This is a genomic window from Pseudomonas veronii (assembly GCF_002028325.1).
GTDB lineage: Bacteria > Pseudomonadota > Gammaproteobacteria > Pseudomonadales > Pseudomonadaceae > Aquipseudomonas > Aquipseudomonas veronii.
This window is the reverse complement of record NZ_CP018420.1, coordinates 4,442,845-4,463,950: the sequence shown is the minus strand read 5'-3', so window position 1 is coordinate 4,463,950 and position 21,106 is coordinate 4,442,845. Positions and strand designations below refer to the sequence as shown.

Genomic DNA, 21,106 nt, shown 5'->3' with positions numbered 1-21,106 from the left:
GGCGCCGGACCAGTGTGGGGTTGGCTTGAATCCTCCCACATGGGCTCTGCGGTGTTCATACATTGTGTGTCTGGCGCCGGACCAGTGTGGGGTTGGCTTGAATCCTCCCACATGGGCTCTGCGGTGTTCATACATTGTGTGTCTGGCGCCGGACCAGTGTGGGGTTGGCTTGAATCCTCCCACATGGGCTCTGCGGTGTTCATACATTGTGTGTCTGGCGCCGGACCAGTGTGGGATGGGCTTGAATCCTCCCACATGGGCTCTGCGGTGTTCATACATTGTGTGTCTGGCGCCGGACCAGTGTGGGATGGGCTTGAATCCTCCCACATGGGATCTGCGGTGTTCATACATTGTGTGTCTGGCGCCGGACCAGTGTGGGGTTGGCTTGAATCCTCCCACATGGGATCTGCGGTGTTCATGCATTGTGTGTCTGGCGCCGGACCAGTGTGGGATGGGCTTGAATCCTCCCACATGGGTTCTGCGGTGTTCATACATTGTGTGTCTGGTGCCGGACCAGTGTGGGAGGGGGCTTGCCCCCGATGAGGCCGGAACTGACGCCGCCGCTATCACAGCAATACCGCGTACCGACACGCCAATGACAGTGATTACACAGCAGTGACCGTGTTTCTCAACAGTCGGCCGGAAGACTGAATGTGTGCTGGATCAGTCGATGATGTCTGGCTGATCCAGCCTCATCAAAGGCAAACCAGCTCCCACCTTTGAGCTGGTTTGCACAAAAAAAGCGTCAGGCGCCAGGTTGCCAGCCGCCGCCCAGCGCGGTGACCAGCCCCACACTCGCCTGCAACTGCCGTGTCTGCACCGCCTGCAAGGTCCGCTGTGCCTGTAACGCCGCTGTCTGCGCGGTCACTACATCCAGATAGCTCACCGCGCCGGCCTGGTAGCTGTTCATCGCCAACGTTTGCGTATGCTGCGCCGCATCTGCCGCGGCTTGTTCATCCTGCGCCTCCTGCTGCAAATCCCTTAGCTGTGCCAGGTTGTCTTCGACCTCGCGCACGGCTTTCAGTACCTGGCTGCGGTACTGTGCCGAGGCTTGTTCGAACTCGGCCTTGGCCTGGCGTTCGTTGGCGCTCAAGCGACCGCCATCGAAGATCGGCAAGTTCATCAGCGGCCCCAGCGCCCAATACCGATTGCCCGCCGACAGTAAATTCCCCACGCCTTGGGTCTGCCCGCCAATCAGCCCGGTCAGACTGAAATCCGGGTACCACGCGGCCTTGGCCACGCCGATATTTGCGTTGGCCGCAAACACTCGGCGCTCTGCCGCCGCAATGTCCGGGCGACGTTGCAGCAGGTGGCTCGGCAGTTGCGACGGAATCCCCGGCAGGGCGATCAGTTGTTGGCTCGCCGGCAGTGTGAAGTCGCTGGCCGCCACGCCAACCAGTTCACCGATGGCATGCTCGGTGAGGTTGCGTTGCCCGCGTACTTCATCCAGTTGCGCCTTGGCTTGGGCGAGCTGGTTTTGCGCGCGGGTCAGGTCCAGTTCCGAAGCAATCTGGCCCTCATAGCGGCTGCGGGTCAGTTGCAGGGCCTGGCTGAAATCCTCCAGCGAGCTGTTGAGAATCCGACTTTGCGCATCCAACCCATTGAGCTGCACGTACAAGGTCGCCAACTGATGCTGCAAGCTCAGGCGCGCCACTGCCAGATCGTCGCCCGACGCTTGCGCCTGCGCATCACCCGCCGCCACCTGGTTGCGGATTTTGCCCCACAGGTCCAAGTCGTAGCTCAACGAAAACCCCGCCGTGTTGCTGTTGTAAACCGACGGCTGCGTGGTACTGCGCAGCGGACGCGAGTCGGATTGGCGCTGACGCAGCGGTTGTGCGCTGGCGGTGATCTGCGGGAACAGCCCGGCATGCAATTGGCTGGCATACGCCTGGGATGCATCGAAGTGCGCCAGCGCTGCCGCCAGGTCCGGGTTGGCCTTGAGCAATTGCTGTTGCAACTGATCCAGGCGCGGTTCGCGGTAGAGCGTCCACCACTGCGGCGCCAGTTGGTCGGACGGCTGCGCGCTGTGCCAGGGGCCATCGCTGGTCTGTTCGCGATAGTTGGCCGGCAGGTCGATCGCCGGCACGTTGTAGGTCGGTGCCAGCGAGCAACCTTGCAACGCCAGCAGCATCACCGCGGCAAGCGGTTTAAGCCTTGGGCGCATGGGCACCTCCGGAGGCGTCGGCCAGTTGCACGGGGTCGCCTTCGCGCAGGGCGTCGGGCGGGTTGTCGACCACGCGGTCGGCGGGTTTCAGGCCCTGGTCGATCACCAGACGTTCGCCCAGGTCCAGGCCGATATGGATGGCCTGCAGGTGTATGTGGTTTTGCGCATCCAGCACCGCGACCTGGGTGCCTTGGGCACGGAAGATCAGCGCGCTGGCCGGGATGCTCACGCCATGGGTGTCTGCCGGAATCGGCAGGGTGGCTTCGGCGTAATCGCCCGGCAGCAACTCGCCGTTGGGGTTGTCGGCGACAAACTGCGCGAGCAGGGTGCCGGAGCGGCGGTCGATGGCGGTGGAGTCGCCGATCAGGTGCGCCTTGAAGTGTTCGCCGGGGTGCTCGGGAACACTCAGCTCGGCTTCAAGCCCGGGGTGGATGACGGCCGCGTAGTTCTGCGGCACCGGCACGTAGAGGCGCAACTGGTGGGTGTCGGCGATGTTGAACAGCTCCGGGTCGCTGTCGGTGTCGGCCTTGATCAACTGGCCGATGTCGGTGTTGCGCGCAGTGATGGTGCCAGCGAACGGCGCGCGGATAGTCTTGTAGCTTTCCAGCGCCGACAAGCGTGCGTAATCGGCAGCGGCGGCTTCGGCGTTGGCTTTGGCCGCTGCGGCGTTGGAGGTTTTTTCATCGGCCTCCTGGCGCGACACCGAATGGCTGGTCAGCAGGTTCTGCCAACGCGTCGCGGTGGTGGCGGCCAGCCGCGCATTGGCCTGTTGCTGCACCAGGCGCGCATGGGTCTGCGCCAGTTGTTGATCGAGATCGGGGCTGTCGATTTCGGCGAGGATTTGCCCGGCTTTGACCTGGCTGCCGATGTCGACTTTCCAGTCCTTCAAGTAGCCGCTGACCCGCGCATGGATCGGCGCCTTGCTCCAGGCTTCAAGGTGAGCGGGCAGGCGCAGGGTGTCACCGGCTACGTTCTGCTGCGGCTGGAACACCATCACCTGCGGCACGGCGGCGGTTTCGGTCCAGGCGGTGACGGAGCGCTCGTGCATTGTGCGGGCGTACAGGCCGTTGGCGACCAGCAGGGCGGCCAGGGTCAGGCCGCCGACACCCATGAGCATCAGACGCTTGCGCGAGGGTTTGTGATCAGACGACATGGGGCGTTTCTCCAACAGTTGCGCGAGTAGGCTGACGACCGTGGACCAGGCTGAAGACCACGGGAACAAATAACAGGGTGGCGGTGGTGGCGAGGATCAGACCACCGATCACGGCGCGGCCGAGCGGCGCGTTCTGCTCCTCGGACAAGGCCAGCGGCAGCATGCCGATGATCATCGCCAGGGCGGTCATGCACACCGGACGAAAGCGCGTGTAGCCGGCTTCCAGTGCGGCCTTGAGCGCATCGCCATGTTCGGCCAGGCGTTCCCGGCAGAAGCTCACCACCAGGATCGAGTTGGCGGTGGCCACGCCCATGCACAGGATGGCCCCGGTCAACGCCGGCACCGACAACGACGTGCCGCTGAGGAACAGCATCCACACGATCCCCGCCAATGCCGCCGGCAGCGCGGTGATGATCACGAACGGGTCGACCCACGACTGGAAGTTGACCACGATCAGCAGGTAGATCAGCACCACCGCGCCGAGCAGGCCGACGCTCAAACCGCTGAAGGCTTCATGCAGCGCATCGATCTGCCCGTGCAGGCTGATCGTCGCGCCTTTGGGACGCATGGACGCGGTGTCGTCCAGCACTTTTTGCACGTCGCGGGCCACGCCACCGAGGTCGCGGCCTTGCACGTTGGCGTAGAGGTCCAGGGTCGGCTCGATGTTGTAGTGGGTCACCACCGCCGGGCTTTGCACGCGGGAGATGCTGGCCACACCGCCGAGGATTTGCGATTGACCATCGGCACCGGTCACCGGCAGCGCTTCCAGCGCCGGCAGGCTGTCGAGGCGGTATTGCGGGGTGGCGGCGACGATGGAATAGGACACGCCGTTGGCCGGGTTGAGCCAGAAGGTAGGTGCGGTTTGCGAGCTGCCGGCCAGCGACGCGACCATGCTGTTGGTCACATCGCGCTCGGTGATGCCCAGGCCGTTGGCGCGCAGGCGGTCGACATTCACTTGCAGCGACGGGTAGCCGGTGGACTGCTGGATGCGCAGGTCGGCGATGCCCGGTACGTGTTGCAGACGGCGTTCCAGTTCCACGGCGTAGGCGCGGTTTTCGGCATCGCTGCGCCCGGAGATTTTCACGTCCAGCGGCGCCGGCGCGCCGAAGTTGAGGATCTGGCTGCTGATGTCCGCCGGCAGGAACGCAAAGTGGCTGCCAGGGAAACTTTGCGGCAACGCCTCACGCAGTTTTTTCACGTAGTCGGCGGTGGGCGCGTGGTGTTGTTTCAGGCTGACCTGGATATCGCCGTCCTGCGGGCCGATGGTGCCGCTGCTGCTGTAGGCCATGTCGATGCCGCTCAGCGGAATGCCGATATTGTCGACGATGGTGTCGAGTTCGTCGGCTGGGATCACTTCGCGTATCCGCGCCTCGATCCGGTCGAACGCCGCAGCGCTTTCCTCGATCCGCGTACCCAGCGGCAAACGCACATGCAGCGCCAGTGCCCCGGCGTCGGTGGCCGGGAAGAAATCCTGGCCCAGGCTGGGCAGCAGCAAAAACGAGGCGAGCACACAGGCCAAAAAGCCGACGATGAAGCGCTTGCGATTGCCCAGGGCCAACGTCAGCAGGCCATGGTAGGTGTCGCGGATGTTCGAGAAGTGCCGCTCGAAACCCTGTTGGAAATTCAGCACCGACTGCAGCGCCGCGTTGCGTGGTTTGGTGTGCTGCTCGCCTTCGTGGTGGTTGATGAACGCATCTTCCGGGTGGTGGCCGGTGCCCGGTTCCGGCGTGTGCGGCTTGAGCAGGTACATCGCCAATGTCGGCACCAGGGTGCGCGAGAGGATGAACGAGCTGGCCATGGCGAAGATCACCGCCAGGGCCATCGGCCGGAACAGGTACCCGGCGATGCCTTGCAGCAAGAACATCGGCACGAACACGATGCAGATGCACAGCAGCGAGACGAACGCCGGGCCGACGATCTGCGCCGCGCCGTCGAGGATCGCAGCCTTCACCGTCTTGCCCTGTTCCAGGTGCCAGTTGATGTTTTCGATGGTCACCGTGGCGTCGTCCACCAGAATCCCCACCGCCAACGCCAGCCCGCCGAGGGTCATCACGTTGAGGGTTTGCCCGCTGACCGCCAGCAGCGCGATGGCCGACAGCACCGCCAGGGGGATCGAGGCGGCGATGATCAGCGTCGAGCGCCAGCTGCCGAGGAACAGCAGGATCATCGCGCTGGTCAGCAGCGCGGCGATGATGCCTTCCTGGGCCACGCTGCCCACCGATTGTTTGACGAACACCGACGCATCGCCGAGCAATGAGGTCTTCAGCGACGGCGGCAGGGTTTCGTTGATGCGCGGCAGCATCTGGCGGATGCCGTCGATGATCGACAGGGTGGAGATGCTGCCGTTTTTCAACGCTGGCATCAGCACCGCGCGATGGCCGTCGACGCGCACGATGTTGGTCTGCGGTGGCGAACCGTCACGCACGTGGGCCACCTGGCCGATGGTGATCAGCGCACCGTCGACGGTCTTGATCGGCAGGTCGTTGAGTTCATCGATGGCCTTGGGGCTGTTGTTGAGCAGGATCGTGTATTCGTTGGGGCCGAGCTTGGCGGTGCCCACCGGGATGATCTGGTTTTGCAACGCCAGGGCATTGCCCACGTCCTGCGCCGACAAGCCTTTGGCGGCCAGCGCCTGCGGGTCGAGGTCGAGGGTGATCTGCCGCTGCTTGCCACCCATGGGCGTGGGCATGGCCAGGCCGGGCAGGGCGCTGAGGGGCAGGCGGATATTGTTCTGCACCAGGTCGCGGATCTTGGCTTCCGACAGTGTCGGGCTGGAGAACGCCATTTGCAGGATCGGCACCGTCGATGCGCTGTAATTGAGGATCAGCGGCGGCGTGATGCCGGGGGGCATTTGCTTGAGCACGGTTTGTGACACCGCTGTCACCTGGGCGTTGGCGGTGCGGATGTCGACGCCGGGCTGGAAGAAGATCTTGACGATGCCCATGCCCGGCAGGGATTGCGATTCGATGTGTTCGATGTCGTTGACGGTGGTGCTCAGGGAGCGTTCGTAGGTGTAGATCACCCGCCCGGCCATGGCGTCCGGCGACAGGCCGTTGTACTGCCAGACCACTGCAACGACGGGGATGCCGATATCGGGGAATACATCAGTGGGGGTTCGCAGGGCCGCCATCGGCCCGATGATGCAGATGAATATGGCCAACACGATAAACGTGTACGGCTTTTGCAGTGCGGTCTTTACCAGCCCGAGCATGCGTGAACCTCCGAGGGAGCAGGATTGCAAACCCCGGCAGTCTTGCCCGACCCACCTAACACGCACCTTTCAGCCAGGTGAAGGAAGATTTAGGTATGGGCTGAAGATCGTTTCATGTGTATTCATTTGTTCTACAAAGGGCGGCTCTCCAAGCTTGTGACCCATCGGATGCGATGCGTCTTTTAACTGAAATTCTTTGGAGTTCTGCCATGTCACTCAAACCTTTATTGCTGATTCCCGCCTTGAGCGCTGTGTTGTTACTGTCGGCCTGCGCCGGCCCGATGCCCAAAGCCGACCCCAGCGAAGCCTGGATCGGATTGAAAGAAGAAGCGCCGAATGACCTGATGGCCGAGCGCGTCGACGGCAAACGCGTGGATGACGGGCGCTTTTTCGAAGTGCCGCCGGGAGCCCATCGTTTGGATGTGACGTTGTTCGAGGAAGAGCCGGGCGACGAAAACCAGCAGGACTGCCAGGGCCGCGTGGAGTACAAAGACTTCAAGGCGGGTGAGCACTACACCCTGATCGAATCCAGCCTGGGCACCACCGTGCGCGCATCGCTCTTGGATGGTCACGGTAAGGAAGTCGCGGCAACGCAGGACTTCAATTGCATGCCTGGCTAGGCGTGATGCACCGCCGTCTTGTGCGGCTTGGCGGATGCAGCCGGTTTGACGTGGGGGTGATGGTGCCGACGGGTAATGCGCAACACCCCCCACAACATGGCGGCGGCCACCGCGAGCCAACCGCAGATCAACAGGACAATCGTCGTTGCAAGGCTCATTCTGGCCTCCTTTCGCCCAGCAGGGCGCACACACAGTCTTCTCAATGGACAGTCTAGTCAGACGACGGTTGCCTGCTATTGACCAATGGTCGTGTCGATCCAACTTCTTTGCTCTATCCCGGGCGTTTTACTGCGGTTCAAGGCTATACCCGAGCGGAAGAGCGTCCTATGATCAGGGCCCTTACCGGCAGTTGATCAAGAGGGTAGAAAATTGCGGTTACGGTCCAACGTTACAACGTCCTTGCTGCTGGCCTGCACCCTGGGGCTCGCGGCCTGTTCCGGGCAGCCGTCGAAACTGCCGGGCCTGCCGGAGCGTGTCGAGCTCAATGGCGTGCCGACGTTTCGCAGCGACGCTTATCAAAGCGGTCCCACGGCGTTAGCCAGCATGCTGTCGCAACAAGGCATTGTCATGACACCGGGCTTGCTGGATAAGCCGCTGCACTTGCCGGGCGGCGAAGCGAACCTGGAGCGCAACATGCAGGTGCTGGCCCGTGAATACGGGTTGATGGTGTATCCGCTCGACGCCAAGCTCACCTCGGTGCTGGCGCAGGTGAGCGCGGGTTACCCGGTGATGGCGCGGATCGGCGGCGGCCTGTTGTCCAGCACGCACTACGTGGTCGTGGTGGGTTTCAACCAGCAGAAAAGCACGGTGCTGCTGCGCTCAGGCATGGATCGGCGGCTGTTGATGAGCTTCAGTGACTTTGAGTCGAAGTGGAGCAGCGCCGGTCACTGGGCAATCCTCACCCAGCGCCCGAGCCAGTTGCCGGCCAATGTGGATACGCAGCGCTGGCGCGAAGCGGCCAATGCTACCGCCCAGGCCGGGCAAGAGCAGGCTGCGGCGCAGGCACTCAAGGTATTGGCCGAAAGAAAGTAAGACACACCGCGCCCGCCACGTTGGGGCGCGGTGTGTTTTCGCGCTACACCACAGCGCCGAACAACGCCCCGACGCTGGCCGTAATGCCCATGGCCAGCACGCCCCACAGGGTTACGCGCCAGGCGCCGACGAAGACTTTCGCCCCGCCGGCCCTGGCCGCCACGGCGCCAAGGCTGGCAAGAAACAGCAGGGACATGCCGCAGATCCACGGCACCACGCTGTGCTCTGGCGCGATGAGCGTCACCGCCAGCGGCAACGCGGCACCGACCACGAAACTCGCCGCCGAGGCCAGCGCCGCTTGCAGCGGTTTGGCGGTGAGGGCTTCGCTGATGCCCAGCTCGTCCCGGGCGTGAGCCCCCAAGGCGTCGTGCGCCATCAATTGGTCGGCGACCTGATGAGCCAATTCGGGTGATACGCCACGCTGCATGTAGATGTTGGCAAGTTCGCGGTGTTCGGCTTTCGGGTTACTCGCCAGTTCCGCTCGCTCTCGGGCCAGATCGGCGTGCTCGGTATCGGCCTGGGAATGCACCGAAACGTATTCGCCGGCCGCCATCGACATCGCCCCCGCCACCAGCCCGGCCATGCCGGTGACGATCAGCGAGGCGTGGCTGGCGTTGGCGGCGGCGACACCGATCAACAGGCTGGCGGTGGAGACGATGCCGTCATTGGCGCCCAGGACCGCGGCGCGCAGCCAGCCGATACGGTCGCTGCGGTGGGATTCGGTGTGCCGGTGCATGAATTTCATCGGTGTGCGGGACTCACGTTCGTGGACGGGGTTGGGGCGGACGGCTTTCAATCTGCGCCTGCAGAATACCGCCGACAATCGATATTTCTTTGAGTTGTTCACCCTCGCGCAGCACGAACAGTGCGTCCATCCCGCGTGCCTGCGCCAAGCGTGGGCCTTCGATTTTGCCCAGCACCATCAACGCCGTGGCCCAGGCATCGGCGAGCATGCACGAGGCGGCCACCACCGTAACGGCGGCGACGGTATTGCACAGCGGGGCGCCGGTGGCCGGGTTCATGGTGTGAGCATAGTGTCGGTCTTTCACGTCAATCCAGTGTCGGTAGTCGCCGGAGGTGGCGATGGCGGCGTCGCTGAGTTCCATGACCCCCATCACTTCACGCTGGCCACGGCTTGGTTTTTCAATGGCCACGACCCACGGTTGAGCATCCGGCTTGACGCCGCGGGCACGCATTTCGCCATCGATGCCGACCAGGTAGCGGGTCAGCCCGAAGCCGTCCAGGCAGCGCGCCAGTTCGTCGACGCCAAAGCCTTTGGCGATCCCGTTGAGGTTGAGGTGCAGCGGCGCGCGTTTGCGCACTTGGTGACGTTGCGTGTCCACCGTCAACGCCGCAGTGGCCGACAGACCGCTGCGTGACGGCAGGGCGTCGATGGTCTGTTCGGTGACTGAGGGTGCGCCGGGACCGAAGCCCCAGGCGTCCACCAGATCACCGACGGCGATGTCGAAAGCCCCGCCGGATTGCTGGCTGACCCGCAACGCGGCGGCCAACACCGTGGCCAGTTCCTGGGGCACCGGCAACCATGTTTGCTCGGGGCCGGCGTTGAGGCGGTTGAGGTCGGAATCGGCCTTCCAGGTGGACATCTGCTGGTCCACCCGGCCCACGGCCTGGGCCAGGCCGCGGTTGATCGCGTCGGTGTCGACGCCGGCCTCGGCATAGAACACGGCGGTATAGCGCGTGCCCATGGTCTCGCCGTTCAGGCTGTAGCGTTGGGGCTCAGTAGACATCTTCACGGTAGCGTCCTTGTGCTTTCAGGGCCAGCACACTCAGGTGGAGCGGGGCTAACACGTTATCCAGCGCTTGCATCACGCCTTTGGCCATTTCGCGGCTGCCGCACACCAGCACTTGGGCGCCGTTTTCGATCAGGGCGCGCAACGCCAGGGCATCGCCGAGCAACCGGTCTTGCACATAGCTGCGCTCCTGAACCTGGGAGAACGCCGCGCGCAATGCGGTCAGGCGGCGGTCGGCCAGGTAACGCTTGAGCTCCGGTTCATAGAGAAAATCCGAAGCCGGGTTGCGTCCGCCCCAATACAGGTGCATCGGGTGTTTGGCGGTGTTATGACGAATAAAACCGGCCAGGGGCCCGATACCGGTGCCGGCACCGATCAGAATCACCGGGTGCGCGCCCGACGCCGGACGAAATTGCGGATTGGGCTGGATGAACGCTTCGACCGACCCGCCGATCTTCAGCTCATGCAGGAACCCCGAGCATAGGCCACCTTCGTGTTTGCGCACGCAGATTTCCAGCGTGCCGTCTTCAGAGGAACTGGCCAGCGAGTAAAAGCGCGGCACCGGGTTGTCCGGCGGCAAAATGCCGACCAGATCGCCGGCCTGGAAGCTCGGTAGCGCGCCCGCGGCCTTGAAACGCAGGACGTGGGTCGGTGCGTTCACGGCTTCGCCATAGACGATGCGTTCGGTCAATTCCAGACGACGGCTGCGCGGGCGCTGCGCCGTGTGGATCAGCGGCAGCTCGTGGCCCAGTGGCGCCGCCAACGCATCGCCCCAGCGCGCAAATTCCTGCGAGGATTGACGGTTCACGGTTTCCAGCCCCAGCAATGGCGTGCCGCCGGCTTGTACCATCGCGTCCTGCACCTGATGGGCGTACTGACAGAATCGCGGAAACTGCCGGTCGCCAAACCCGAGTACCGCAAAGGGCAGGCCGGGTTTGAGGCCCACTTGCTGCAGCCGTGCCAGGAACTGCGCGGCCGACGCCGGTGCATCGCCGTCGCCGTGGGTGGCGGTGAGGATGAACAGGCGCTGGGCAGCGCGGTACTCGCCCTTCCAATCGTTCATCGCGGCGCTGTGAACCCGGTGCCCGGCCTGGTGCAACGCCGCGTGCAAGGTATTGGCAAAACCCCAGGTGCTGTTGGTTTCACTGCCCACCAGAATCACGCTGTCGGCGGCGTGGGCCGGGCTGTTATGGCGAATCTTCGGCGCGGCCTTGCGGCGGCGCCACCACAGCAGGATGCCGGTCACGCTCATCAACGGCACGCTGAGGGCGCTAACCCCGAGGATCAAGCCCAGCCACCAGAGGCCTTCGCCGGTGTGCAATTGATAGATCAGTTGATACAGGTTGTGCATTGAATCGTGGGCCTGATACGACAACAGCGTGCCGCTGACCGGGTCCACGTAGCCGTCACCCTGGGCGGTGCGCAGGGAAAACACGTCCTCGGGGTTACCGGGGCTCGGGTAAACCAGTTCGCGCAGGTCGTTCAGATCGATGGCCTGCAAGGCTTGCAGGTTGGCCACCGGCTGCGCCGCGCCGACGCTGATATGCGCGGGGAAGGCCGGCTCAGCCTGACTGCCGTCGGCGATCAAACCGAAGGTCGTGGTGCACATGTACAGCCCAGTCAAGGCCGACAGCAGCAGCCCGAGCACGGCCAGGCGCCCGACTTCGGCGTGCCAGCGCTGGCTGAACGAGCCGCGCAGCGGCCGCAACAGGTTGCGCAGGCCACCCAGGCGGCGCGCCAGCAACAGCGCGCCGGACACGCAAAGCATCAACATGAAGAGTGCGCCGACGCCCGCGATCCCATGCCCGGTGGTACCCATGAACAGCGAGCGGTGCAGGTCTTTTACCCAGCGCGAAACGGCGGACGGCTCATAGGGCCCGAGGCCCTGGCCGGTCAATGGATCGACGGTTTGCGCACCCGCCTGGCCGTCCTGGTTGTAGTAGATGATCACTGTTCCGGAGGCGCTGCGCTGGATCTGCTCCACCCCCGGAAAGTGGTTGGCGATGCGTCCCGCCAACTGGCCGACATTGAGCTGCCCGGCCGCGGTTGACGTGCCGTGCAGGCGTTCCAAAGCCGGATTGACGGACAGCACTGCGCCGCTGATGGCCAATATCATGACCAACAGGGCGGCGATCAGACCGGGCAGTGAATGGAACTGGCGAAGCATGTTCAGCCTCCAGAAGTCGCAGGTGTTACAGGTCGTAGGTAAAGGACTCGACATAAGTGCTGCCGCTGACCGGCTTGCCCGACCCGGCCGATGTCAGCGGGACACTGACGTCGGCGCGGCTGTCGCGCTTGTCTTCCACGGCGCTGTCGATACGGATCTGATACCCGGCGTCGATCAAGGTGTCGGCCAGTTCCACGCTGACGGTGAGGCTGCGGCCGCTGCCGACACTGGCGCCGCTGAGGCCGTCAAACTCGCTCGGCTTCATGGCGCTGCCACGCGCCCAGTCGCTCAGGTGCCGGTAGTACTTGGTCTTTTTGCCGGCGACCCAGAGGGTTTTCTGGTACTGGCCGTTGGCGTCGGTGACATAGATCGCCAGGTACGCGCCGTTGCCGCTGTAGTCCTTGAGTTGGGTGGTCAGGGTCACTTCGCGGGCCTGGGCCAGACCTGGCAGGGCAATGGCGCCGGCGAGGCAGGTTGCAGCAATGATCTTTTTCATGATGATGTCCTGGTTGAACGTTGTGGCGAGAGCCTGGACCTGCTGGCTGACAGCAACCTGAAAGCCGTGGAAAAACCGCTGATCATTCCGATCCAGGGCGGTTGAGGTAATCCCGGGCGTCGCCGTTGGCGCCAAAATGGATTTCCAGTTTGCGCAGACGAAGCGAGGCGGGTGCGTAGCTGGCTTCGATCGCATTACCTTTGCGGTCGGTGCCCCTGAGTTCATAGCAGCCGTCGTCGACCTTGATGCGTTGCACGCTCCAGCCGTATTGCTGTTCCACTTGCTGGCGCAGGGTTTCGCGTGGTTGCCAGTCGCTGACCGGCTCGCTGCAGTCGTCGTCGGCCAAGGCGTTTGCGCCGAGCAGGACGCCCAGCAATGCGGTGCTGACAATAAAAGCTGATTTCATGATCTGTCTCCGGCCGGATTGGCATTTGCGGCTTACCCTAAAGGGCATTCCTGACAACCAGCTGAATCTTCAGATTCACGTCAGGTAAGCTCGGTAAGGTGCGGCACGACAACCACCACAGGAGGTGCCAGATGCGGGTTTTATTGGTCGAGGATGCACCCGGGCTGGGCGAGGCGGTGCGCGAACAGATTGCCGACGACGGCCATGCGGTCGATTGGGTGCAGCGCCTGGAGCATGCGAACAACAGCGTGCGCAGCACGCCGTATGACCTGATCCTGCTGGACCTGATGCTGCCCGACGGTCGCGGGCTGGACTTTCTGCGCCAGCAGCGTTCGGCCGGCAATGTGACCCCGGTGATCATCCTCACCGCCCAGGACCAGATATCCGATCGTATCGCCGGCCTCAACGCCGGGGCCGACGATTACCTGGTCAAACCGTTCGACCTGTTCGAGCTGTCGGCCCGGGTAGCCGCCGTGGCCCGCCGTTACAGCGGCAACCCCAACCCGCAGATCAAACTCGGCGAGTTGCAGATCGATATGAACGCGCGCACCGTGCAGCGTGCCGGCGTCACCGTCGACCTGACGGCGCGTGAATGGGCGCTGTTCGAGGCGTTTGTGCAGCGCCCCACGGCGTTGCTGTCGAAGTCGCAGCTCGAAGAGCGCTTGTACGCCTTCGGTGCGGAAATCGAGAGCAACACCATCGAGGTCTATATCAGCCGCCTGCGCAAAAAACTCGGGCGCGACCTGCTGGAAACCGTGCGTGGCATGGGTTATCGGTTGATGGCCGGATGAAGTCGCCGATCAGCCTGCAAAAACGCCTCGGCCTCGGGTTGACCCTGGGCATGACCTTGCTCTGGCTGGGGGCGACCGTCGGCGCCTGGCTGGTGGTGCAACACGAATTGAACGAGGCGTTCGACAGCGCCCTGGAAGAGACCGCGCAACGCATCCTGCCCCTGGCCGTGCTGGAAATCAGCAACCGCGAAGAACCGCGCACCGCCCAGCACGTCGCCACCCTGAAGATGCACAAGGAATACCTGACGTACCTGGTGCGCGATGCCCAGGGCCAGATTCTGATGCAGTCCCATGACGCCAACCCGAAGATCTTCAGCGAACACCCGAGCGAAGGGTTTTCCACCACCCGAAAATACCGGCTGTACGGCGCGAGTGCGCTGCGCGATACGCTGTTCATTGAGATCGCCGAGCCGCTGGGGCATCGCCGTGAGGCGGCGCGGGAAGCCTTGTTGGCCCTGTTGATGCCGTTATTGGCGCTGATCCCCATCAGCCTGTTGGGCACATGGTTGTTTGTGCGCTTCAGCCTGCGCAGCGTATTGGCTTATCGCCGTGCGGTGGAAGCGCGTGGTGTGGGGGATTTGTCGCCGATCAGCGTGGCGCGGCTGCCGGCTGAAATCGACCCGTTGGCCGACGCGGTCAACCACCTGCTGGAGCGCTTGCGCAAGGCCTTGGAGGCCGAGCGCAGCTTCACCGCCAACAGCGCCCACGAGTTGCGCACGCCATTGGCGGCGACGCTGGCGCAGATCCAGCGTTTGCGCCAGGAAGCGCCGGAAGGCCCGTTGCGCGTGCGTGCGGCGAAGATCGAACACGCCTTGCGCGAACTGGCGCGGCTTTCGGAAAAACTCATGCAGTTGGCCAAGGCCGAGGGCGGCGGGTTGTTGTCCGAGGCGCCCCAGGACCTGATTCCCTTACTGGCCCATGGGGTCGATGAGTGGAACCGCAGCAGCGGGCAGCGCATCCGCTTGCAACTGCCGAGCGAGGGCAGCGTGTATTGCGCGATTGACCCGGACGCGTTCGGCATCCTGCTGCGCAACTTGATCGAGAATGCGTTGAAGTACGGCGCGGCGGATCAACCGGTCGACGTCAGCCTCACGGACGATGCGTTGCTGCGGGTGGTCAACGGCGGACCGGCCGTGCCGGCGCCGGTGTTGCAGCGCCTGACCGAACGCTTCGTGCGCGGCAGCAGCGAAGCCAGCGGCAGCGGATTGGGCCTGGCGATTGCCAAGACCATCGTCCATGGGGTCAAGGCGCACATGACCCTGGCGTCGCCGGCCACAGGCCGGGACGACGGGTTTGAAGTGAACGTTCAGTTTTTGCGCTTGCCGGCCTGAACGTTCATCGCGCCCCGGCGGCGCTGCCGATCAGAAGTCGACGGTGACGCCTGTGTACAGCGCGCGCCCGTCGCCGGGTGAGTGCAGCGAGGCCTGGGCGCCGTCCGGGTCATACCAGACGTATTCGTAGTAGCGGTTGGTGAGGTTTTTCAACTGCAGGTCGACACTGACCGATTCGGTCACCTGGTAAGTCGCGCCGAGGTTCATCAAGACGTAGCCGCCGTAAGTGCCCTTGGTGTTCTCGCGTTCCAGGTAGTAATTCGTCTGGCCGTTCATCCACGCCGTCAACTGCAGGGCCCGCGTGGCCTTGTAGCTGACGCCGGCGTTGTACAGGTGATGCGGGATGTGGTCGATTTCCTGGCCTTTGCTGTTGGGCAAAGTCGCGCTGGGCTGGAGGATTTTCGAGTACTGCCAGGAGTAGGCCATCCAGATTTCGGTGCGTTCGTCCGGGTGCAGATTGACTTGCGCGTCGTAACCCCAGCGCCGGGTTTCGCCGACGTTGTCCGACTCGCCGCTCGGGTCGTTGAGCCGGCGACTGACTTCGCCGCTGGCTTCTTGCTGCCAATAGGCGATGCGGCCGTCGATCCAGTCCGCCGGGGTGAACTTGACCCCGGTTTCCCAGCCGTCGTTGATCGATGGCGCCAGGTTGGTATCCCGCGGTGGAATCTTATAGGCCGCCGCGCCGGTGCCGACCTGGAAGGTCCGCCCCCAGTTGGCATAGACGCTGGCCACGTCCCACGGTGAATACACCACGCTGAGCTTGGGTTGTTTGATCAGCCCATAGTCGTTGATGTCGTAGTCCATGCCGGTCATTTCGTTGGTGAAGTCGCCCTGGATCTTATCGACGCGATACGCCGGGACGATTTTCAGCGACTCGAACGGCTTGATCTCGGCCTGGACATAGGCGCCGTAGGTGTCGAAGTCGAATCGCTGGTCGCGGGTTTGGGCCAGGCGCAGGCGGTCCTTGGTGCGGTAGCGCTCGCTCTTGTTCTGCTGCTGCTGCATGTCCGCGCCGCCTTCCAGGGCGAAGTCGTACAGCCAGCTGACTTGCGGGCGCCAGGTCAGGGAGGTGAGGGCGCCATACTGGGTTTCGTAGGCGTCGCGCTCCTGCTGGGCGCTGGTGCGCCAGTATTGCGTCCAGCGCCGGTCGTCGAAGGTGTTGACGTAGGTTTTTGCCGACCAGGCCAGCGTTTCGGCCAGGTCGGTGTCGAAGTGCAGGCTGACCTGGTTCATCCGCCGCGTGCCTTTGTCGGTGGCGTTGTAGCTGTTGGTCATGGTCGGGTGCTGGTGGGCGTCCTCTTCACTCAAGTAGCCGGGTTCCTGCGCCTCGGTTTCGTAGTGACGGGCGATCAGGCCGATGCGGTAGCTGTTGTCGTCCGGGGTGTAGAACCATTTGCCGGACATGGAAAACCTGTCCGCCTCGGCGTGATCGCGGTAACCGTCGGATTTCTGGTAGGCGAAGAAGTAGTTCTGCGTCCAGTTGCTGCCTTCGATGCCTTTGGCCAGCTGGGTTTCCTGGGTGTTGTAACTGCCGTAGCGCACCCGCGCCTTGGTGTAGTCGCCGCCGGTGCGGGTCAGCATATTGACGTTGCCGGCGATGTTGTTCAGGCCGTAGCGCGCATCGCTGGTGCCGCGCACCACTTCGATGCTGTCCAGCTCCATGGGGAAAATCATGTCCATGAACGGCATGTTGCCGTCGTTGCTGTTGCTCGGGATGCCGTCGATCAGCAACTTCACTGCGTTGACTTCGCCTTCGCCGTTGAAGCCGCGAAAGGAAATCTTGCCGGAGGTGGTGCCTTGGTTGAACTCGGTGAGGATCACACCTGGCGCGCGACTGAACAGTTCCCAGCTGTAGTTGACCGGCATTTTTTCGAGGATGTCGGCGCCGAGAATGTCCACCGAGCTGAGCACGCTGCTGGTGCTCAGCGGGCCGCTGCTGGCGCTGGCGCCCTGGACCGTGACGGTGCCGAGGGTGAGGGTGGAGTCTTCGGTTTTACCGGTTTCGGCCAGTGCCGAGGACAGCGGGTTGAGGGCGAACAGGCCGATGGACAGCAAGGGCCATAGCGGGCGGGACACAGAGACACGCTTTGCGCGAGGCAAAGTCATTCGAGCAGGCATAACGCACCATTCCTGATGATCAAGACACTTCGAGGACGCCCAGGCGGGCGGCTGACAAGCAGATTGCGCCGCCTATGGGGCGGCGCGGGTGTCGATCAAACGGTAGGGGAGGCGCGCGGGCTCAGGCTCGGCCAGCGGATTCTGGGGTGCAGCGTCGGCAACTCGGGGTTGTCGAGGGTGGTGTCGGGGGCGTATCGCGGTAGGAAATGCCTGTAGTAGTCGGACGGCAGCGCCGCCAGTCCGGCATGACCGCAGCAGCAATCGCTGTGTTTCATGGCGGATTTCGACGGCGCCGACTGGAGCGGGTCGATCAGCGTGCTCAAGTTGGGAGGCAGCGCTTGCGAGGCGCCCCCCGAGCAGAATCCGCCCCACATCAACAGTCCCATGTCCGGCGTCTGCATGGCGCGGCTGAGCGGCATGGCCAGCATGTTCAGCACGATGGCCAGGCAGGCTAGCCAGGGACTGATGCGTTTGAAACGAGCCATGAACGAAGTCGACTGAAAGGGGTGAACATTTAGCGGCAGTTCAGGCGCAAAGTAAAAGCCTGTCTGTGCGCTATTTTGCCGCAGATCGTGGGCGTGAACCGCAACCCCGGTTAGCGATGCAACGGCCTGTTTTTGCGAGGCTTATGCCGAAAAAAATGCCCCGAGCATGTCGGGGCATTGGTCAGGCGGGCGTTTTGGGGGGCGTCGTTCAGCGACGAACCTCTGTCGCGTTCGGGCGGTTTTTCAGGTTCTTGTCGGCCTTGTAGCGCAACGCAACGTCCGGCACCGAACCGCTCTTGCCGGTCTCGACCCAGTTGCGGATACGGCTGGCGTCGGCGAAGTGGGTGAACTTGCCGAAGGCGTCGAGGATCACCAGCGACACCGGGCGGTTACCCATGCTGGTCACCAGCACCAGGCAGTGGCCGGCCTGGTTGGTGAAGCCGGTCTTGGTCAGCTTGATGTCCCAGTTGGCGCGGTTGATCAGGTGGTCGGTGTTGGAGAAACCCAAGGTGTAGTTGGGCTTGCGGAACGCCACGGTTTTTTCCTTGGTGGTGCTCAATTGGCTCAGCATCGGGAATTTGCGCGCGTAGGCCAGCAGCTTGCTCAGGTCCCTGGCGGTCGACACGTTATGGATGGACAGGCCGGTAGGCTCGACGTAATGGGTGCTGGTCATGCCCAGCGCCTTGGCCTTGGCGTTCATCGCCGCAATGAAGGCTGCGTAACCGCCCGGGTAGTGGTGAGCCAGGCTCGCGGCGGCGCGGTTTTCCGAGGACATCAGGGCGATCAGCAACATCTCTTTGCGCGGCATCTGGCTGCCGATTTTCACGCGGGAGAACACGCCTTTCATTTCCGGCGTGTCGGTGATGTTGATGTCGATGTATTCGTCCATGTTCTGCTTGGCTTCGAGCACGATCAGGCCGGTCATGAGCTTGCTTACGGAAGCGATCGGCACCACCACGTCCGGGTTGCTGGAATAGATGACTTTGTTGGTTTGCAGATCGACCAGCATGGCGCTGCCGGAAGCGATTTGCAGTTTTGAGGTGTCACGCGGGGCCAGGGTGGTTTCGGCGGCGTGCGCAAAGGTGCCGGTGAAAGCAAATAAAAGGCTGACGAGAGAGAGACGAATTTTCACGCGGATGAACTCGCTAAAAAAAGTAAGAAATACCGTTCTGCAACGGGCTTTATGAAAAATGACGTTACATTTTAGGAGTATGGATCAGAAAACGATAGAGAGCCTTTAAATAAAGGCTGTAAGGCGATGATTGGTTAGGCTTGTAGCCCATCGCGGGCAAAAAAAGGCCCGCTATGAGGGCGGGTCTAATGGGGATTTTCAAAGGAGTAGAGGTAGGTTGCGCCCGATCCTGTCGATGGCGGGTGAAAAGGATGTCGAAGAAACGCGAAACCGGGTGCTGCGCCTGGGTGAACGAGCCGGATGTTCGGGTGCATGTTCTATTGGGCAAGCCCGTCAGCGTCGGCAGTTCAAGGCGGCTACCTGCATTTTGCCAGCGTCCCCCACATTGACGATGCTCAGGCTGTCAGCGCCAGCCTCGGCGGCTTTATTGAATGCGGTGTTCAGCGCGTCGCCGTTGGATGAGCCCTGCACCGTGAAGGCTTTGACGACGTGGCAAGCGTGGGCGGATGAGGCCGTGACGAGGTTGACCTGTTTGCCCGCTTCAGTCAGTTGGGTGGTGCAAGCGGGGATCAATACCGCGATGAGGATCAGCAGAGGGGCGGCATGTAGGTTGCGCATGGCTAAAGCACTCCTGGGGTTCCTGCGGCATCTGGCGGGTGCCGAAGATGTCAGCCGCGGATGCACAATAGCAGAGCGTGAGGTTCATCAGAAACCAAAAGCCCTGCGACAAGGCAGGGCTCTTTTCAGCGCGGCTGTCGATCAGCCGTGCAGGGTTTCTGCTGCATACAGCGTGTTTTCCAGCAGGCACGCACGGGTCATCGGGCCAACGCCACCCGGTACCGGGGTGATCCAGCCGGCACGGGGCAGGGCGGTTTCGTACACCACGTCGCCGACCAGCTTGCCGTCTGCCTGACGGTTGATGCCGACGTCGATGACGATCGCGCCTTCCTTGATCCACTCACCTTTGACCAGGCCCGGCTTGCCGGCAGCCACTACCACCAGGTCGGCGCGGCCGACGTGACCGGCGAGGTCCTTGGTGAAGCGGTGGGTCACGGTCACGGTGCAGCCGGCGAGCAGCAGTTCCATGGCCATCGGGCGCCCGACGATATTGGAGGCGCCGACGATCACGGCGTCGAGGCCGTAAAGGTTGACGCCGGTGCTTTCGAGCAGGGTCATGATGCCTTTGGGCGTGCATGGGCGCAGCAGCGGGATGCGCTGGGCCAGGCGGCCGACGTTATACGGGTGGAAACCGTCGACGTCTTTGTCCGGGCGGATGCGTTCGAGCAACTGGGAGGCGTCCAGGTGCGCGGGCAATGGCAGTTGCACCAGAATGCCGTCGATGTTCGGGTCATCGTTGAGGCCGTCGATCAGGTCGGTAAGGGCCTGCTGGGTGGTCTCGGAAGGCAGGTCGTAGGCCTTGGAAATAAAGCCGACCTCTTCACAGTCTTTACGCTTGTGCGAGACATAAACCTGAGACGCAGGATCGCTGCCGACCAGGATCACCGCGAGGCCAGGCGTGCGCAAGCCTTGCTGGCTACGCTCGGTGACGCGTTTGGCGATCTGCTGGCGCAGGCTGGCGGCGATTGATTTGCCGTCGATAAGTTGTGCAGTCATTACGCGTGATTAACCATCGAGAGGGGGAAGAAAAGTGCGCGCATTCTCGCATGCCAAGACGTGGGGGCAAAGGCGCTTGGTCTGCAAATTGGCCTAACCCCTTAAATAAAATGAATTTTTTTCAAAAAAGATTTGACGGCTTTCCGGCGCGTCTATACTATTCGTCGCACTTGTCGGGCACAGCCTAGCACTGGTTAAGAAGGTCTAGCAGGATTGTTGTTCTGCAAGGCTGGAAGCACTTAGTTTGTAATCCTCCAAGAGTACAGATTAATCAGGCGCCCGTAGCTCAGCTGGATAGAGCATCCGCCTTCTAAGCGGATGGTCGCAGGTTCGAGTCCTGCCGGGTGCGCCATTAGGCAGCTTTGGCACAAGTAGCGTTAGATGGTGGGCGTAGCTCAGTTGGTAGAGCACGGGATTGTGACTCCCGTTGTCGAGGGTTCGATCCCCTTCGTCCACCCCATATTTTGAAAAGGCGCCAGATTAATCATCTGGCGCCTTTGCTTTAAGAGCTTCAAGCGCGGATGTGGTGGAATTGGTAGACACACTGGATTTAGGTTCCAGCGCCGCGAGGCGTAAGAGTTCGAGTCTCTTCATCCGCACCAATTAAAGCTTTGCCCGGCCGGAAGGCGGGGTCA

At 62.8% G+C, this 21,106-nt stretch carries 18 protein-coding genes and 3 tRNA genes; 7 read left to right on the top strand and 14 right to left on the bottom strand.

The window, feature by feature from the left end; genetic code table 11:
* Positions 1 to 745: 745 nt before the first annotated feature.
* Genes PverR02_RS20160 through PverR02_RS20150 form a run of 3 tightly spaced genes read right to left on the bottom strand, consistent with a single transcriptional unit; the run spans position 746 to position 6,528 of the window.
* Entirely contained in the window at positions 746 to 2,164 is a 1,419-nt protein-coding gene (locus PverR02_RS20160; protein ID WP_079444241.1) for an efflux transporter outer membrane subunit, read from the bottom strand.
* Positions 2,148 to 3,317: an efflux RND transporter periplasmic adaptor subunit gene (locus PverR02_RS20155; protein WP_079444240.1), complete on the bottom strand. Its 1,170-nt coding sequence runs from the start codon at positions 3,315 to 3,317 to the stop codon at positions 2,148 to 2,150. The genes PverR02_RS20160 and PverR02_RS20155 overlap by 17 nt, the downstream gene beginning before the upstream one ends.
* Positions 3,307 to 6,528, bottom strand: coding sequence for an efflux RND transporter permease subunit (locus tag PverR02_RS20150; protein WP_079444239.1), 3,222 nt, complete (start codon positions 6,526 to 6,528; stop codon positions 3,307 to 3,309). The genes PverR02_RS20155 and PverR02_RS20150 overlap by 11 nt, the downstream gene beginning before the upstream one ends.
* Before the next feature lie 209 nt (positions 6,529 to 6,737).
* Here PverR02_RS20150 and PverR02_RS20145 point away from each other — a divergent pair, with 209 nt between their 5' ends.
* On the top strand, positions 6,738 to 7,148 hold the full coding sequence (locus PverR02_RS20145; RefSeq protein ID WP_017848227.1) for a PA0061/PA0062 family lipoprotein: 411 nt from the start codon (positions 6,738 to 6,740) through the stop codon (positions 7,146 to 7,148).
* On the opposite strand, the gene PverR02_RS32310 is transcribed toward PverR02_RS20145, so the two are convergent.
* Positions 7,145 to 7,306: a hypothetical protein gene (locus PverR02_RS32310; protein WP_167331319.1), complete on the bottom strand. Its 162-nt coding sequence runs from the start codon at positions 7,304 to 7,306 to the stop codon at positions 7,145 to 7,147. The two genes, PverR02_RS20145 and PverR02_RS32310, sit on opposite strands and share 4 nt — an antisense overlap.
* 211 nt (positions 7,307 to 7,517) lie before the next feature.
* On the opposite strand from PverR02_RS32310, the gene PverR02_RS20140 reads away from it, so the two are divergent.
* Positions 7,518 to 8,180, top strand: a complete 663-nt coding sequence (locus PverR02_RS20140; RefSeq protein WP_057004472.1) for a C39 family peptidase — start codon at positions 7,518 to 7,520, stop codon at positions 8,178 to 8,180.
* Positions 8,181 to 8,223: 43 nt separating this feature from the next.
* On the opposite strand, the gene PverR02_RS20135 is transcribed toward PverR02_RS20140, so the two are convergent.
* The 5 genes from PverR02_RS20135 to PverR02_RS20115 all read right to left on the bottom strand — a co-directional run bounded on the left by PverR02_RS20135 (position 8,224) and on the right by PverR02_RS20115 (position 13,000).
* A complete protein-coding gene (locus tag PverR02_RS20135; protein ID WP_046382838.1) occupies positions 8,224 to 8,925 on the bottom strand; it encodes a VIT1/CCC1 transporter family protein in 702 nt (233 codons plus the stop codon).
* Positions 8,926 to 8,938: 13 nt separating this feature from the next.
* Positions 8,939 to 9,928: an FAD:protein FMN transferase gene (locus PverR02_RS20130; protein WP_079444238.1), complete on the bottom strand. Its 990-nt coding sequence runs from the start codon at positions 9,926 to 9,928 to the stop codon at positions 8,939 to 8,941.
* The gene (locus PverR02_RS20125) at positions 9,918 to 12,098 is read right to left on the bottom strand and encodes a PepSY domain-containing protein (RefSeq protein WP_079444237.1); all 2,181 of its coding nucleotides are present in this window, start codon (positions 12,096 to 12,098) and stop codon (positions 9,918 to 9,920) included. The genes PverR02_RS20130 and PverR02_RS20125 overlap by 11 nt, the downstream gene beginning before the upstream one ends.
* Positions 12,099 to 12,123: 25 nt before the next feature.
* A complete protein-coding gene (locus PverR02_RS20120) occupies positions 12,124 to 12,594 on the bottom strand; it encodes a DUF2271 domain-containing protein (RefSeq protein ID WP_079444236.1) in 471 nt (156 codons plus the stop codon).
* Between the two features lie 82 nt (positions 12,595 to 12,676).
* Positions 12,677 to 13,000 carry a PepSY domain-containing protein gene (locus PverR02_RS20115; protein WP_017848220.1) on the bottom strand — a complete coding sequence of 108 codons (324 nt, stop codon included), beginning with the start codon at positions 12,998 to 13,000 and terminating at the stop codon, positions 12,677 to 12,679.
* A 131-nt stretch (positions 13,001 to 13,131) separates the two neighbouring features.
* On the opposite strand from PverR02_RS20115, the gene PverR02_RS20110 reads away from it, so the two are divergent.
* Positions 13,132 to 13,791 carry a response regulator transcription factor gene (locus tag PverR02_RS20110; protein ID WP_046485615.1) on the top strand — a complete coding sequence of 220 codons (660 nt, stop codon included), beginning with the start codon at positions 13,132 to 13,134 and terminating at the stop codon, positions 13,789 to 13,791.
* Positions 13,788 to 15,122, top strand: coding sequence for a sensor histidine kinase (locus PverR02_RS20105; RefSeq protein ID WP_046382841.1), 1,335 nt, complete (start codon positions 13,788 to 13,790; stop codon positions 15,120 to 15,122). The genes PverR02_RS20110 and PverR02_RS20105 overlap by 4 nt, the downstream gene beginning before the upstream one ends.
* A gap of 30 nt (positions 15,123 to 15,152) precedes the next feature.
* Here the strand turns inward: PverR02_RS20105 and PverR02_RS20100 are convergent, their stop codons facing one another.
* The 5 genes from PverR02_RS20100 to folD form a co-directional block, all read right to left on the bottom strand.
* Positions 15,153 to 17,240 (bottom strand): TonB-dependent receptor, encoded by a 2,088-nt coding sequence (locus tag PverR02_RS20100; RefSeq protein WP_152032034.1) that lies wholly within the window; start codon positions 17,238 to 17,240, stop codon positions 15,153 to 15,155.
* Between the two features lie 95 nt (positions 17,241 to 17,335).
* Positions 17,336 to 17,725 carry a DUF2946 domain-containing protein gene (locus PverR02_RS20095; protein WP_079444234.1) on the bottom strand — a complete coding sequence of 130 codons (390 nt, stop codon included), beginning with the start codon at positions 17,723 to 17,725 and terminating at the stop codon, positions 17,336 to 17,338.
* A gap of 208 nt (positions 17,726 to 17,933) precedes the next feature.
* The gene (pbpG, locus tag PverR02_RS20090; RefSeq protein ID WP_017848215.1) at positions 17,934 to 18,857 is read right to left on the bottom strand and encodes a D-alanyl-D-alanine endopeptidase; all 924 of its coding nucleotides are present in this window, start codon (positions 18,855 to 18,857) and stop codon (positions 17,934 to 17,936) included.
* 333 nt (positions 18,858 to 19,190) lie between these two features.
* Complete coding sequence (locus tag PverR02_RS20085) at positions 19,191 to 19,475, bottom strand: hypothetical protein (RefSeq protein WP_046382845.1); 285 nt, start codon at positions 19,473 to 19,475, stop codon at positions 19,191 to 19,193.
* A 141-nt stretch (positions 19,476 to 19,616) separates the two neighbouring features.
* Positions 19,617 to 20,471, bottom strand: a complete 855-nt coding sequence (gene folD, locus PverR02_RS20080) for a bifunctional methylenetetrahydrofolate dehydrogenase/methenyltetrahydrofolate cyclohydrolase FolD (RefSeq protein WP_017848149.1) — start codon at positions 20,469 to 20,471, stop codon at positions 19,617 to 19,619.
* A 275-nt stretch (positions 20,472 to 20,746) separates the two neighbouring features.
* On the opposite strand from folD, the gene PverR02_RS20075 reads away from it, so the two are divergent.
* From PverR02_RS20075 to PverR02_RS20065, 3 genes are all read left to right on the top strand, one after another.
* Positions 20,747 to 20,823 (top strand) — tRNA-Arg (locus tag PverR02_RS20075).
* A 32-nt stretch (positions 20,824 to 20,855) separates the two neighbouring features.
* A tRNA-His gene (locus PverR02_RS20070) sits at positions 20,856 to 20,931 on the top strand.
* Positions 20,932 to 20,988: 57 nt separating this feature from the next.
* Positions 20,989 to 21,073, top strand: a tRNA-Leu gene (locus tag PverR02_RS20065).
* Positions 21,074 to 21,106: the final 33 nt, after the last annotated feature.